We start from the raw sequence: 13941 nt of genomic DNA, 5'->3' as shown, positions 1-13941 counted from the left end.
GGTCGAATCCGCCGACGGGCTCGAGCAGGTCGGTCTCGCGCCCTCAGTCGTCGCCGGTTTCCTGCGCTTCCAGTTTCATCTCCAGGCCGAACTCCGCGGCGCGCGAGCGCCAGAACTCCTCGTACCCCTCCTGTTCGGGGCGGTCGGTGACGGTACTCTCGCCCGACTGCACGCGGTCGAGTTTGAGGTCTACCTCCTCCATCAGACGACGGCCTACGTCGTCGCTGACCGTGCCGGTCCGCATCGCGTCCAGTAGGGCGCTCTTCTCCTGTTTGAGGACCTGACGCTCGCCGATGAGTAACTCCTCGCGTCGGAGTTCCGGGTTGCTCTCGAGGAGGTTGGAGATGGCTTCGCTCAGGTCCCGCTTCTCGCGCTCGTACTCGCCGCGGAAGTCCTCGTAGACCGACGGCGAGAGGTTGCCGGCGTCGTGGAGTCGGTCGGCCGATTCGAGCGCGGCGTCCACCGCGCGGGCGCGACCGACGAGCAGTTCGTAGAGTTCCTCGGCCTCCGAGCGAGTCACGATGTCGAGAGCGTTCATCACCCGGCCCATCGTGAGTCCCTGCACGACGAGGCTGAACGCCGCGACGCCGAACACCATCGCTCGAAGTTCCTCTCGGAAGGGGAAGTTCGGCGGAAGCCCCAGCACCAGCGCGATGGGAATCGAGGCGTGGAGACCGCCCCAGACCATGACGTGCTGGTAGTCGAACGGAACGGGTACGGGAGCGAATCGGTTGACGAGCGACGTGATGGGGTAGACCACCGCCGCGCGTGCGAGGACGACCAGCGGGATGGCGAGCAGGATGAGTCGGCCGTGGGTCAGTACCTGATGTATCGGCGTCTTCGCGCCGATGAGCAGGAAGATGAGCGTGTTGACGAGGAAGGCGGCGGTGTCCCACGTGTTGAACACCGAAATCTTGGTCTGGGCGCTCATCGCGTACTCGGCACCCGGATTCCCGATGAGCAGGCCAGCGGTGACCGTCGCGATGACGCCGCTGAAGTAGAAGTCGCCGACGACGCCGCTCAGGGTGTGTTCGGCCAGCAGGAAACTCCCGTACGCGAGGACGAGCGTCAGCACGATTTCGGTCGTGTGCTCGTCGAGTCGGTACATGACCTGATACACCGCGAGGCCCGCGACCAGTCCGACGACCGCTCCGCCGAGGCTCGCGACCGCGATGTCTATCGATGCGTCGGCGACAGTGCCGAGCGTGGCGAGTTCCGCGAGACTGGTCCCGGCCTCGGTGGATTCGAGGACGAGCGCGAACAGCGTCGAGAAGATGACCACACCCACGCCGTCGTTGACGAGGCTCTCGCCTTCGACCAGCACCGAGAGACGGTCGGGCGCGCCCAGTTCCTCGAACAGCGCCAGCACCGACACGGGGTCGGTGGGGAGAATCATCGCCGCGAACAGCAGCGAGACGAGCAACGGGAAGCCGAAGACGAAGTGGCCGACGACCCCGAGCAAGAGAATCGCGGATATCAGCCCCACTACAGCGAGGACGAGGACGTGCGAGAGGTTCGACCGGAAGTGTTCGAGGTCGGTCGTCGCCGCGCCCTCGAACAACAGCGGTGGGAGGAACACCAGCAGAATGAGGTCGTGGGAGAGTTCGATGTCGATGGTGATGCCGAGAACGGACACCGCGAGTCCGGCGAGCAGGAGCGCAATCGTGTAGGGAAATCGGCCGATTTTGGCGACGAAGACGCCGACGCCTGCCGCGATGACGAACACCGAGAGCAAGTCGATGAGTTCGGCCGCGATTCCAGTCGCTGCGACCATGATATCGAATAGGCGCGTGCGACCATTAAACGTCCACGGCCCTCGCACGTCGAAAGCCGCCCCGAACTTCACTCCGGGTGGTCGAAAGAAAAACGAGCAACTAGACCGAAACGGTCGGATTACTGGTACTCGGTGACGGTCAGGGTGTAGTCGCCAGACCCGCTGTAGGAGTCGACGTCGATCTGCATGTCCGTCGAGTCGTCGGGACTGTCGATGGTGATGGACTCCTGACTGTCCGTGCTGGTCGAGGAGTAGTCGTAGTTGCTCGGGGAGGCGTTCTCCGTAGTGCCCGTGTTGATGTAGAGGTCGAAGTCGGCGTCCGAGGGGCCGTCGAGGACGACCTCGACCTTGCTCGGACTGCTGTACTCCCAGCCGTAGGAGTAGTCGTCGTAGTCCCAGTAGCCATCGAGAGTACCGGAAACGCTACTGGTCGTGGAGTCGCCGTCGCCGCCACCGCCGCCACCGTCCGAGGGGTCGGTGGTGACCGCGTTGTAGGCGTTGACCTGGCCGCTGCCCTGCTTGTCCGAGGAGAGACCGATGTCCTTCGCCGTGTTCTTGAGGTGGCTGCGGAGTTCGGAGTTGGTGAGGTCCCACTTGGCGAGAGTCAGACCGGCGACGCCGGACGTGACGGGGGTCGCCATCGAGGTACCCGAGAGCTTCTCGTAGGAGCCGCGGGTCTCGGTCGTGGTCGAGAGGATGTCCACACCGGGCGCTGCGAGTTCGATCTCGTCGCCGTAGTTCGAGAAGGACGCGAGGTTCTCGCTGGAGTCGACCGCGGAGATGGCGACACACTCGCTGTAGGCCGCGGGGTAGGAGACGGAGTTAGTGCCGTCGTTACCCGCCGCACAGATGGGGAGCGAACCGTTGTCGCTGGCGTAGCTGACCGCGTTCTTCATGGTGTCGGTGTAACCGCCGCCACCGAGCGACATGTTGATGATCTCGGCACCCTGGTCTGCGGCCCACTCGACGGCGTCGGCGATGTCGGAGGTCGAACCCGAGCCGTCCTCGTCGAGCGCGCGACCGTTGATGAGCGAGGTGTTACCCTGACCGGCGACGCCCGTGTCGTTGTCGACGACGGCCGCGGCACAGCCGGAGACGTGGGTACCGTGGTACTCGTCCGAGGGTACGTCCGGGTACGGGTCCGAGTCGTTGTCGACGAAGTCGTAGCCGGGGTCGGACTCGAAGTTGCCCGAGAGGTCGGGGTGGTCGTACTGGGCACCCGTGTCCACGACCGCGATTGTGACGCTGGAGTCACCGAGCGTGGTGTCCCACGCGTCGTCGGACTGGACCTGCTGGGGCGCGTACTGGTCGCCGAACTGCGGGTCGTTCGGCGTGTACTGACTTTCGAGCGTCTCGTTGACCTCTGCGTACTTGATGCCGTCCTTCTTCGTGACGGCGTCGATGAAGTTCTGCTGGGCCGTGGAGTTCGCGCTCGGGAACTTGACTGCGACGTAGCGGAGGTTCTCGTTCTTGTGAACGACCTCGGCGTCGCCGGGGACGTACTGGGAGACCGTCTGCTCGATGTCGCCCTTACCGGCGGAAACGCCGACGAGGACCTCGTCTTCTTTCGGACCAGGCTCCCGACCGGGAGTCGCTGCTGTAATACCACTAGTGGCGGCGGCTGCGCCAGCCACACCGGTCGCCTTGAGGAACGTACGACGGTTGAATCGTTGCGTGCTGTCGTCTGACATGCTACATTCTATTCCATGTGGAGGAGTTATTTAAACCTTAGTTTCTCTCTGTAATAAAGTGTTATTTGGTTATAGTTACCTCGTTCACAAACGAGAAGATAGTTGCTAAGAGTGGAAATTTGGAGCGCGTTCCGGACCGGCACGGCTAAACCGAGACGTCCGCTACGGCAGGGTATGCAATCGCTGCGCTCGCTCTTCGACGGGAAGACGACCGTCGCGCTGTTCGTGGACGGTCCTAACGTTCTACGCGAAGAGTTCGACGTGGACTTGGACGACGTGCGCTCGGTGGCCGAGGACCTCGGCCAACTCTCGGTGGCGCGACTCTATCTCGACGAACACGCCACGCCGGGACTGATTCAGGCGGCCGAGGCCCGCGGTTTCGAGGTGACCATCACCAGCGGCGACGTGGACGTGAAACTCGCGGTGGACGCGACCGAGTTCGCGCTGACCGACGACATCGACGTGCTGGCTGTCGCCTCCCGCGACACCGATTTCAAACCCGTGCTGGAGAAAGCCGCCCGGAACGGGGTCCGAACGGTCGCCGTCGCACCGGGCGAGTACGGCCGGTCGGACGCCCTCCGGAACGCGGCCCACGACGCCTTCGTCGTAGAGGAGTGAGCGCCGGGAACACCTCCCTCGCTCTCCCCACTCGACTCCCGAAAAAGTAGGTCGCTTCGGACGCCACCGAAACTATCCGTCGGAAGAACCAGCCAACGTCTTGACTTCGACCCGGTGGGTCTCCTCGCCGAGGCGAAGCACCGCCGTCTCCTCGATAGCGTCCGCAACCGTCGCGCGCCACGCCTCGACCGCCTCGACGTGGCGCTCGCGGTGGCGTTCGACCGAAAACTCGACGTTTGGGTCCTCGCGGAGCGCGTCCTCGGTCTCGTCGGGCGTCGGATACGCGGGCACGTCCTCCTCGGCGACGAACCGCGCGGGCGGAACGTGGAGCGCGCCCGTCTCGGCGTCTAGGTCGTCCGTTCCGCGTTCGTCGTCCGTCCCCCGTTCGCCCTCCTCGCGTTCGACCGCCGATGGGGAGGACTCGACCGCCGACGGGCCGGGGTCGTGGAGTCGCGCCCGCATTCGACCCGAGAACGGCGCCGTCACCCGGAGGACCGGTCGGCGGGAACTCCGACGCCGTGCCTCGTAGGCCGCCACGACGTCGTCGGCCGTGACTGCGAGTGATTGGATGGCTCGCGGGTCGTCCGCCATAGCAGACCCTCGGAGGCGAACCATCTTCAAATTCGCGCCGCGCTCGAAATCGGACGGTCGGTCGCGGCGTTGTTCGATTCGCCCGGCGTCGCCGAACTACACCGCACGGCAACGCACGACACCGACCGACACCGCAACCGCGACGACCACTGTCGAGTACTGGCCGAGTGCGAACCGCCGACGTTTTCTCGCTCTCACGCGAACCGACGACCATGAGCGAGGACCTCGGAACGCCGGTACTCGACAACCACCTGCATCTGGACCCCGACCACGGACGGGGCATCGAGGCCGTGAAGGACTTCGCGCGGAGCGGCGGCACGCACCTGCTCGTGGTCAACAAGCCCTCGTGGTTGCTCGGCGTCGAACCCGAGACCGGCGAGGAGTTCCGCCCCGTCTTCGAGACGACTCTCGAAGTAGTCGCGCGCACGAACGACATACTGGACGGTCGGGCGTGGCCCGTCCTCGGGGTCCACCCCGGTCTCGTCTCGAAACTGGTGGACGACCGCGGGTTCTCGCCCGCGGAGGCCCGTGACCTGATGCAGGCCGGGTTGGACCTCGCCGCGGAGTACGTCGCGGACGGCGACACCGTCGAACCGGGCGAGGCGGTCGCGCTCAAGACCGGCCGCCCGCACTACGACACCACCGACGCAGTGTGGGACGCCTCGAACGCGGTCCTCCGGCACGGGTTGGCGCTGGGCGCGGCGAACGACTGCGCGGTCCAACTCCACACCGAGGCCAGCGAGGACCTGACCGACATCGCCGCGTGGGCCGAGGACGCCGGACTCGACCCTCAGCGAGTCGTCAAGCACTACGCGGGCGGGTCGCTCGCGGGACCGACGCCGAGCGTGATGAGCGAGAAAGACCGCCTCGAAGTCGCGGCCGAAGGCGGCGACCCGTTCCTGATGGAGACCGACTTCGTGGACGACCCCGACCGACCAGGCGCGGTCATGGGGCCCAAGACGGTGCCCCGGCGCGTCCGGTGGATGCGGGACGCAGGCTACGACGAGGCGATTCGGAACGCGCACGTCGAGACGCCACAGCTGGTGTACGGACTCGACACCGAGGCGACCCTCCAGCGATGAGCGAACGCCTCGGCGGCGCTCGGTCGATTCGAGGACGCGAACCGAAAGCTATACTAAATACGTCACTTCGTCGGACGTCTTGACCGCCGAGTCGCCCGGACGAGGCGGTACGGCTCCCGAAACTGCCGTTTCCCGACACGAAAGCCGCCTCGTAGGATTTATGAAGCGCGCAACACTCCGAAGAGACATGAGCGCGCCTCCGGAGGAATTCTACTCCGACGAACGCTGGCAGAATTGGCTCGACCGAATCCGGGAGGAAGAGATCGACCCAGAGGACGAGGACTCGGCCCGCCTACTCCTCAACTTGCAGGACGACGTCGCAATCGCCGTCGCCAAGATAGTGACCGCCTACGACGACGGCGACATCGACGAGGAGGAAGCGTTGGACGAACTCACCGACATTCGTGAGGTCGTTCTCGACGAAGTCGCCTTCGAGAACGACGAGAAAGCGATGCTCATCGACGGCGTCCAGACCAGTCTCGTCTGCGTCTTCTACGCGGCCGAGCAGTACGTCGCCGACGGCCCGGCCGACGAGGCCGCCGTCGAAGAGTACGTCGTGGAAGCAGGTCGCGCGGAGGAGGCCGAGGACCTCGACTCCGCGCTCGGACTGGTCGCGGCCGCCGGAACGCGCATTATCGACGGCGAGGAACTCGACATGGAGGTCACGGAGGAACTGGAATACGGTCTCGTCACCGAGTGGGTCAACGGACTCGACAGCCTCCAGAGCGCGATGAGCGACCCCGAAGTGGTCGAAGAGGAAGACGAAGCCGACGAGTAGGACCTCGCAGGCGCTATTTTTAACTTCCATCCCTGAAAGGAACCGGGTAGTGCGACTGCGAACCGACGACCGCGGGGTGACGGTCCAGATCGGGACGGTACTGCTGTTCGCGGTACTCGTCGTCCTGCTCTCGACGTATCAGGCCTCGGTCGTCCCCCAACAGAACGAGCAGGTGGAGTTCAACCACAACCAGCAGGTCCAGAGCCAGTTGCAGGACCTCCGGGACGGACTCCTCCGGACCGCCGTCACGGGAAGCGACGGGTCGTCGTCGGTCGCGCTCGGAACCCGGTACCCCGTCCGGGCGTTCTTCGTCAACCCCGCGCCGCCGTCGGGGACGCTCCGGACGACGCCGCCCGCGAAAGTCAGCCTCCACAACGCGGAGGCCGTGGGTGAAACCGGCGACTACTGGGACGGGAGTCCCCGCGAGTTCCGAACCCGCGGACTGACCTACGACCCGGTCTACCACGTCTATCAGAACCCGCCGACCACCGTCTATCGCAACGGCGTCCTCTACAACCGGTTCGACGACGCCGACCGCGTCGTCGCGGGCCAGCGACTCGTGCGGGGCAACACCATCTCGCTCGTCGCGGTGAACGGGAGTCTCTCGAAGTCGAGTAGCGGAACCGCCTCGGTGGGCCTGCGGGCGGTCAGTCCCGCGACCAGGACCGTGACCGTTCGCAACGAGACGCCCGACGACGAAGTGACGCTGGTCGTCCCCACGAACTTGAGCGCCGCCGAATGGGAGGGACTGCTCGAAAGCGAACTCGACCCGTCGGGGACGAGCCGCGGCGACCACGTTTCGGCAGTCGAGGACGTCGACGGGCGGGAGGCCGTCCGCATCGTGCTCGAACCGGGGGTCTACGAGTTGCGTCTGGCGAAGGTCGGCGTCGGGACCGACGTCAGCGGGGTCGAACCGCACTACGCCACCGACGTTCAGGGCGACGACGCCAGCGTTCCCGAAGGCGGAACGCAGAAGGTCGTCGTGGAAGTTCGAGACCGGTACAACAACCCGGTCTCGGGCGCGCGAGTGAACCTCTCGCTGAACTCCGACGAACCCGACGACACACTCACCTACCTCGGCGAGTCCGAAGATAGCTTCTCGAACCTCCGTACCGACTCGGAGGGGCGGGTCGCGGTCCAGTTCGAGGCAGGTGAATTCGACGGGAACACCCGGGAGGAGCAAGTGAACGTGAGCATCGAAGACGTACCGAATAGCGACTTCGACGCCGCGGCCAAGGAGAACGTGAGTTTCGACCTGCAGGTCTACAGCGTGGGCGGGCCGGGCAACGGGAACGGTCCGGGAAACGGGAACGAAGGCGAACCCGGGAACGGCAACACCGGCCCGACAATTTCGTCGGTGAGCATCGACGACCAGAGTGTGCCCCTTCCAGACAAAGTGAGATATAAAATTTCGTGGAGCGCGAGCGACCCCCAAGGTAACGTACAGGACGTGACCGTCACCGTGACGAACACGAACACCAGCGCGGAAACGACTTACACCGACCAACCCGCCGATGGCGAGGTCGAATTCGAGCAGGAAGAAGAGGGTACGTACAACGACACCTACGAAATCGAAATCGTCGCGACCGACAACAGCGGAAACGAGGCCTGCAAGAAAGCCGTCGGACCTGCAAACGGCGACGACGACGAGACAGTCAGTAGTTGTTGACGACTCTGTTTCGACGTGCGTCGAAACGGCTATCGACAAAACCTTATAGCCCGTCGTCCGAGTGTGGGACATGACAGCCGTCGGTATCGACGCCATCGAAATCTGGACGGGGAAGCTCAAACTCGACCTCGCGGAGACGTTCGCGCCCGAGAAGGGCGAGGACCCCGAGAAGTACACCAAGGGACTGGGACTGCACGCCAGTTCGTTCCCGGACGCCCACGAGGACATCGTGACCATGGGCGCGAACGCGGCCAAGCGCCTCATGGACCGCAAAGGGCTGACCCCCGACGACATCGGCCGCATCGACGTGGCCACCGAGTCGGCGTTCGACAACTCCAAGCCGGTCTCGACCTACATCGCGGGGTGTCTCGAACAGGTCTACGACGGCGACTTCCACCACGCCAACAAGGGCGAGCGCAAGTTCGCCTGCATCGCAGGTACCCAGAGCCTGGACGACGCCTACAACTGGATCAAGGCCGGGCGGAATCGCGGCCGGTCGGCGCTCGTCGTCGCCACCGACACTGCGCTCTACGCCCGCGGCGACCCCGGCGAGGCCACGCAGGGCGCGGGCGCAGTCGCCATGCTCATCTCCGAGGACCCGAGCCTCGTCGAACTCTCGACCGATCAGGGCTACGGGTCGGCCGACGAGACCGACTTCCTCAAGCCCAACCAGCAGTTCCCGAGCGTGGACGGCAAGCGCTCGATGCAGGTGTATCTGGCCCGGATGCGCGAGGCGCTGGAGGACTACGAGTCGGTCGCGGGAGCCTCCCACCCCGACGACTTCGCCTACATCCCCTTCCACACGCCCTTCCCCGGCATGGTCCGGAAGGCGGGCCTGCTGGGCTACCGTCACATGATTCGGAACACGACCGTCGAGGAGGAACTCGCCGAAGAAATCGGTCTCCAGCCCCGCGAAGAGGACTACGAGGACCGCGAGGCCTACGAGGAGGCCATCCGGGACCACATGGACGACCTCAAATCGACCGCCGAGTACCGCGAGTGGTACGGCGAAGTCATCGAGCCGACCCTCTCCATCGCGCGACAGGTCGGCAACTGGTACACCGGGTCGGTCCACATCGCCCGCGCCTCCGCGCTCAAGAGCGCGGCCGAGGCCGGACTCGACCTCGCAGACAAACGCCTGCTCGTGGGTTCCTACGGCTCGGGTGCGCAGGCCGAAATCCACGCCGAGACCGTGCAGGACGGCTGGAAAGACGAAATCGAACAGCTCAACGTCGACGACCAGATCGACAGTCGCTACGACCTCTCGTTCGAGGAGTACGAGAACGTCCACGACCGCCACAATCACGACAAGACCATCGAGATGGAGGACTTCACCGTGCCGGAGGAAGAGTTCGTCTTCACGGGTCGCGGCCGGATGAACGAGCGCCTCTACGATTACGTGGCATAACCGGCCCGAAGCGGGGTTTTTTATCGTTTTCGCGGGTTTTCCGTTGTCTGGCGAGCAGTGTTTTCGTCGCCTGGTCGCACCGAGCAAGCACCGCGAAGAGACGTATTTCACCGTGCGCCCGAGCAGGGAACACCGGAGAACGGTCGAACCCGTCTCGGTCCGAGAGCTTATAAACGAGGACCACCGACTAGCCAGGCATGAGTGACGCTGGCACGGAGGACGCGGGCGACCCCACCCGGAGCGCAACTCCGGCCGAACCACCGGAGAGCGTCGAGGTCGCCGAGTCGGAGTCCGAGAGTTCCGCGGTCGACGACTCCGAGGCCGCCGCGCTCGACCCGGAAGTCGAGTCGAGCGAGGCCAGCGACGCCTTCGAGGCGCTCGGCAACGAGGTCCGGATGGCCGTCTTCCGTGCGCTCGTGGACGACTCCGGCGGCGAGGGAGGCGACGAACCCCTCGCGGGCCGAACCATGACCTTCTCGGAACTGTTCGAGGCGAGTCCCGCCGACACCAGCGCTGGGTTCGCCTACCACCTCCGTCAACTGACGGGGCTGTTCCTCCGGAAAACCGGCGACGAGGACGACGAGTACGCCCTGACCTACGCCGGACTGGAGGTCGCCCGCGCCATCGTCGCCGGGACCTACACCGACCGGGTCTCCTTCGGTCCGGTGCCGACCGGCGACCCCTGCCCGCTCTGCGAGTCGGGCGAGTTGACGGCGACCTGCGAAGCTAACTACGTCACCGTCGCCTGCGAGGACTGCGAGCGCGGGGTCCTCACGCTCCCGTTCCCGCCGGGCGCGCGCCGGGGCCGGGACCCCGAGCGCCTGCTCGACGCGTTCGACCGTCACCACCGCCACCGCCTCTCGGTGATGTCCGACGGGGTCTGCCCCGAGTGCGCCGCGACGATGGACGCCACACTGGCGCGTCCTCCGGCGTCCGTTACCGAGCGACTCCCCGACAGCGATGCCCGGCGCGCGCAGGTCCGCCTCGACTGCGAGCAGTGCGGTTGTCGTCTCCACGCTCCGGTGACTCTCGCGGTTCTCGAACACCCCGCCGTCGTCTCGCTGTTCCACGACCACGCGTCGAACGTGCGCGACCGACCAATCTGGAACGTCGGCGACGAGTGGCGCGAGACTGTGGTCTCCGAGGACCCGTGGTGCGTCCGCGTCAGCGTGGAACTGGGCGACGAGGTGCTGGACCTGTTCGTCGCCGGGGACTGCTCGGTGGCCGGGACGCGGCGGCGGTCCGCAGACGAGATTCGGCAGGCGTCGTAACTCCGGACGGTCCCTCTCGGATTTTCGTTCGACTACCGATTCAGGTGATTTCCGCCGCGACGAACGACTTCGGAGTTGTTTCGAGAAGGGAGAGAGTCGTCGAACATCTCGCAGTAAACCGATATATGCGATATCAAATTAAGGTTCGACCAGTCTTCGAGCGACGAAGATACTCGGACCGGACGAACGGCGCGCCGGTACCGTCGGACCGGGCGCCCGGACTCCGCGAAGAACGACGCCGAACCGGAATCGAACCGGTTCCCGACCGACCCCGATTTACGACTGCGATTCGGCGTCCCGTTCGGTCGCGTGCGGGGCTTGGTCGCGTTGCTTGCGGAGTTGGTGGACGAGGTTGAGATGGAGGAGGTGGAGGTGCATCCCGATTCCGAACAGCAACAGCCCCATCCCCACGAAGATGAGCGGGAGCAGTATCGCGTCGACGGCCGAGGTGACGCTGTCGAGATTCGCGGGGAGAACTGCGACTGCGGCCAGCACGAACGCGCCCACGATCACGCCGAGGCCGGTTTTGACGACCTTCGAATACCGCCCGATCTGCTCGATTCGCTCCTCGATGTCGGCCTGGCTCAGCGGGGACTGTTCGTCAGCCATCCCTTCCACGCTCCGGTGGTGCGTTCGCTGCGGTCGCCGCTCCTGTCAGTACCTTTGTGTACATTCCGAATCAAGTACAGGAGGCCGACAGTAGTAGCTTGTTGCCGCGACCCTACTCGTGCGGCGGTCGGTCAGGACGCCTGCGGTTCGCCGCCCTCGTCGAGCAGTCCGAGCGCGTCGAGTGCGTTCTGGCGCTCGTCGGCCGCGAGAGCGCGATAGCCCGCGTCCTCCGTCACGGTGGCGACCGTCACGTCCGCCTCAGCGAACGTCGCTTCGTCGGGGGCCGCGAGCGCCGCGAGCGCGAGGTCCACGCCGGAATCGAGCTCGGCGTCCGTGACGTACTCGGCTTCGAGGAACTCCCGGATCGTGGCGCTCTCGCGGCCGACCGCCGCGGCGTCCCACGCCGAGGGCGTCCCCGAGGGGTCGGTCTCGTAGAGCGCGGGCGTCCCGTCCGTGACGCCGCCGACGAGCAGGGCGGTCCCGAAGGGTCGCGCCCCGCCCGACTGGGTGTAGTCCTGCACGTGGTCGGCGACCTCCTTCGTGAGGGGTTCGACGCCCATCGGTTCGTCGTAGGTCAGTTGGTCGCGCTGGGCGGTCTGACGCGCGAATTCCACGAGTTGGCGGGCGTCGGCCGCGTTGCCTGCCGAGGCGACTCCGAGGTGGTCGTCTACCTGGTGGAGTTTTTCGACGCTCTCGGGGTCCATCAGCGGCGAACGGACTCGTCGCCGGGCGGCGAGGACGACCCCCTCGGAGGTCCGAACCCCGACGCTGGCGCTCCCGCGTTCGACCGCCTCTCGAGCGTACTCGACCTGGTAGAGCCGACCGTCAGGCGAGAAGATACTGGTGCCCCGGTCGTAGGCCTGCTGGTCGCCCTGCATCAGGCCACCTCCCCGTCGCCGGCGTCCTCGGTCGCGTTCGGTCCGCTCCCGTAGATTTCGGCGGGGTCGTCGTAGGCGTCGATGGTCACGCTCTCGGCCGTGATTTCGGCGACGGTGACGCCGTTTCCGCTGGCGGTGTCGCGCTCGATGGCACTCTCGACGGCACGGGCCGCGGCGTGGGTCGCTGCCTCAGCGCCGAACCCGGGTCGGAACTCGCGTTCGAGGACGCCGAGCGCGAACTGGGTCCCGCTCCCCTTCGCGGCGTAGGGTGCTTCGATGACCGCACCGCCGCCGTCGAGGTCGTAGACGTGCGGTCCCTCGCTATCGACGCCGCCGAGAACCGGCCGGACCATCCGGTACTGGCCGCGGCGCAGGAGATTACCCGCGAACGTGGCGAATGCGTCCACGCTCGGCGGGTGACCGCGCCGGATTTCGTACTGGTCGGCGTGGGAGCGAAGTCGTCGGGTGTAGTCCTGTAAACTGCCGACCGCGCCCGAGAGAGCGACGGCGGCGGTCGGATGGACCTGCTCGACTTTCTGTGTGTTCTTGCTCGTGACGAACCGACCGCCGGCACTCGCGCGCCGGTCGGCCATCACGATTACGCCGTCCTCGGCCGCGACTGCGACGGTCGTGGTTCCGGTCTTCGTTAGTTCGGGGTCTGACTCGGGCGACGAACCGGGGCCGTTCCCGGCGCCGAACGTCGATTGGGAGTTGGCGTCTGACATCGAACTTCCGTAGGGGCCAGCCACCGAAAAGTGTTAGCTAAAATATATTTTAGCCGAGGGTGCGGACCGAAGGTCCGACTAGCGTCCGACGGAAATCGGCGAGACCATCGGGGGAAAACTACGGGAACTCCCGGAGCGCCTTCAGCACGTCGTCGATAGGTTCGTTCGTAATCGCCAGCGAGAACCCGTCGAGGCGGGCCATCTTCTCGGCGTGGTCCCAGAGGTCGTCGCGTTCGAGTCCGTGGAGGACCACCGCGTTCGGCGTGGGATTCACCACGCGCATGGCGACCAGCGGCGACTCCCCGCGGGTGACGTTGGTGAACATCAGGGCGCGGGAGGTGCTCTGGCCGTAGAGTCGGTAGAACTCCTCGCTGGAGAGTCGCGTGATGGCTTCTATGCTGTCGATGACGGTGTGTCCGGTGACGTGGTGCTGTTCGCCGCCCGCGAGTTCGGTGGCACCGACCGCGTCGTAGAATCGGTCGAGTGAAACTTGAGTCGGGTACTCTCTGAGGTCGTTCACGATGTCGCTCTCGAATCCCGCCGAGAGGACCCGGGCGTACTGGCGGATTCGGTCGCCGCCGCGGCGCTCGTCGATGTCGAGCAGGGCGGTCACGAGTCGGGACACGACGCCGATGCCCGGACTCTCGCGCCGCCCGCTCTCGTAGTCACTGACGACCGACGACGACACCTCGAGGTGGTCGGCGAGGTCGGTCTGGGAGACGCCGAAGTCGGTCCGCCACTTCCGGAGGGTCGCGCCGGGGTCGTCGCTGAGAGCTATCTCGCCCGCGATGCGCTCGGCGAGGTCCTCGCGGGGGTCGGTCGCATCGGTCATGGTCCGGAGTGGGCG

The 13941-nt window shown here is 65.8% G+C and carries 13 protein-coding genes; 6 read left to right on the top strand and 7 right to left on the bottom strand.

The window, feature by feature from the left end:
* Positions 1 to 43: 43 nt before the first annotated feature.
* Both E2484_RS10430 and E2484_RS10425 read right to left on the bottom strand, forming a co-directional pair.
* Positions 44 to 1774 carry a cation:proton antiporter gene (locus tag E2484_RS10430; RefSeq protein ID WP_137285127.1) on the bottom strand — a complete coding sequence of 577 codons (1731 nt, stop codon included), beginning with the start codon at positions 1772 to 1774 and terminating at the stop codon, positions 44 to 46.
* Positions 1775 to 1893: 119 nt separating this feature from the next.
* Positions 1894 to 3465: a S8 family serine peptidase gene (locus E2484_RS10425; RefSeq protein ID WP_137285126.1), complete on the bottom strand. Its 1572-nt coding sequence runs from the start codon at positions 3463 to 3465 to the stop codon at positions 1894 to 1896.
* Between the two features lie 174 nt (positions 3466 to 3639).
* On the opposite strand from E2484_RS10425, the gene E2484_RS10420 reads away from it, so the two are divergent.
* On the top strand, positions 3640 to 4083 hold the full coding sequence (locus E2484_RS10420; RefSeq protein ID WP_137285125.1) for an NYN domain-containing protein: 444 nt from the start codon (positions 3640 to 3642) through the stop codon (positions 4081 to 4083).
* A 72-nt stretch (positions 4084 to 4155) separates the two neighbouring features.
* Here the strand turns inward: E2484_RS10420 and E2484_RS10415 are convergent, their stop codons facing one another.
* Positions 4156 to 4674, bottom strand: a complete 519-nt coding sequence (locus tag E2484_RS10415) for a hypothetical protein (RefSeq protein ID WP_321112320.1) — start codon at positions 4672 to 4674, stop codon at positions 4156 to 4158.
* Between the two features lie 212 nt (positions 4675 to 4886).
* On the opposite strand from E2484_RS10415, the gene E2484_RS10410 reads away from it, so the two are divergent.
* The 5 genes from E2484_RS10410 (at position 4887) to E2484_RS10390 (ending at position 10882) form a co-directional block, all read left to right on the top strand.
* On the top strand, positions 4887 to 5756 hold the full coding sequence (locus E2484_RS10410; protein ID WP_137285124.1) for a TatD family hydrolase: 870 nt from the start codon (positions 4887 to 4889) through the stop codon (positions 5754 to 5756).
* A 187-nt stretch (positions 5757 to 5943) separates the two neighbouring features.
* Positions 5944 to 6534 (top strand): DUF2150 family protein, encoded by a 591-nt coding sequence (locus E2484_RS10405; protein ID WP_137285123.1) that lies wholly within the window; start codon positions 5944 to 5946, stop codon positions 6532 to 6534.
* Positions 6535 to 6583: 49 nt separating this feature from the next.
* Positions 6584 to 8203, top strand: a complete 1620-nt coding sequence (locus E2484_RS10400; protein WP_137285122.1) for a hypothetical protein — start codon at positions 6584 to 6586, stop codon at positions 8201 to 8203.
* Positions 8204 to 8273: 70 nt separating this feature from the next.
* The gene (gene hmgB / locus E2484_RS10395) at positions 8274 to 9611 is read left to right on the top strand and encodes a hydroxymethylglutaryl-CoA synthase (protein WP_137285121.1); all 1338 of its coding nucleotides are present in this window, start codon (positions 8274 to 8276) and stop codon (positions 9609 to 9611) included.
* A 197-nt stretch (positions 9612 to 9808) separates the two neighbouring features.
* Complete coding sequence (locus E2484_RS10390; RefSeq protein WP_137285120.1) at positions 9809 to 10882, top strand: winged helix-turn-helix domain-containing protein; 1074 nt, start codon at positions 9809 to 9811, stop codon at positions 10880 to 10882.
* Between the two features lie 276 nt (positions 10883 to 11158).
* Here E2484_RS10390 and E2484_RS10385 read toward each other — a convergent pair whose 3' ends face one another.
* From E2484_RS10385 to E2484_RS10370, 4 genes are all read right to left on the bottom strand, one after another.
* Positions 11159 to 11491, bottom strand: a complete 333-nt coding sequence (locus tag E2484_RS10385; RefSeq protein WP_137285119.1) for a hypothetical protein — start codon at positions 11489 to 11491, stop codon at positions 11159 to 11161.
* Positions 11492 to 11622: 131 nt separating this feature from the next.
* Complete coding sequence (psmA, locus tag E2484_RS10380; protein ID WP_137285118.1) at positions 11623 to 12369, bottom strand: archaeal proteasome endopeptidase complex subunit alpha; 747 nt, start codon at positions 12367 to 12369, stop codon at positions 11623 to 11625.
* Positions 12369 to 13094 carry an Ntn hydrolase family protein gene (locus E2484_RS10375; protein WP_137285117.1) on the bottom strand — a complete coding sequence of 242 codons (726 nt, stop codon included), beginning with the start codon at positions 13092 to 13094 and terminating at the stop codon, positions 12369 to 12371. The genes psmA and E2484_RS10375 overlap by 1 nt, the downstream gene beginning before the upstream one ends.
* Before the next feature lie 118 nt (positions 13095 to 13212).
* Positions 13213 to 13926, bottom strand: coding sequence for a helix-turn-helix domain-containing protein (locus E2484_RS10370; RefSeq protein WP_137285116.1), 714 nt, complete (start codon positions 13924 to 13926; stop codon positions 13213 to 13215).
* Between the last annotated feature and the right edge of the window lie 15 nt (positions 13927 to 13941).

The sequence above is a fragment of the Halorussus salinisoli genome (assembly GCA_005239435.1).
GTDB classification, from domain to species: Archaea; Halobacteriota; Halobacteria; order Halobacteriales; family Haladaptataceae; genus Halorussus; species Halorussus salinisoli.
Note: the sequence above shows the minus strand (reverse complement) of the source record. Positions and strands in the feature narration are given on the sequence as shown.

Coding starts and splice junctions, on each gene's coding strand:
- E2484_RS10430 (WP_137285127.1), bottom strand. CDS start 1,774: ATGGTCGCAGCGACTGGAATCGCGGCCGAACTCATCGACTTGCTCTCG.
- E2484_RS10425 (WP_137285126.1), bottom strand. CDS start 3,465: ATGTCAGACGACAGCACGCAACGATTCAACCGTCGTACGTTCCTCAAG.
- E2484_RS10420 (WP_137285125.1), top strand. CDS start 3,640: ATGCAATCGCTGCGCTCGCTCTTCGACGGGAAGACGACCGTCGCGCTG.
- E2484_RS10415 (WP_321112320.1), bottom strand. CDS start 4,674: ATGGCGGACGACCCGCGAGCCATCCAATCACTCGCAGTCACGGCCGAC.
- E2484_RS10410 (WP_137285124.1), top strand. CDS start 4,887: ATGAGCGAGGACCTCGGAACGCCGGTACTCGACAACCACCTGCATCTG.
- E2484_RS10405 (WP_137285123.1), top strand. CDS start 5,944: ATGAGCGCGCCTCCGGAGGAATTCTACTCCGACGAACGCTGGCAGAAT.
- hmgB (WP_137285121.1), top strand. CDS start 8,274: ATGACAGCCGTCGGTATCGACGCCATCGAAATCTGGACGGGGAAGCTC.
- E2484_RS10390 (WP_137285120.1), top strand. CDS start 9,809: ATGAGTGACGCTGGCACGGAGGACGCGGGCGACCCCACCCGGAGCGCA.
- E2484_RS10385 (WP_137285119.1), bottom strand. CDS start 11,491: ATGGCTGACGAACAGTCCCCGCTGAGCCAGGCCGACATCGAGGAGCGA.
- psmA (WP_137285118.1), bottom strand. CDS start 12,369: ATGCAGGGCGACCAGCAGGCCTACGACCGGGGCACCAGTATCTTCTCG.
- E2484_RS10375 (WP_137285117.1), bottom strand. CDS start 13,094: ATGTCAGACGCCAACTCCCAATCGACGTTCGGCGCCGGGAACGGCCCC.
- E2484_RS10370 (WP_137285116.1), bottom strand. CDS start 13,926: ATGACCGATGCGACCGACCCCCGCGAGGACCTCGCCGAGCGCATCGCG.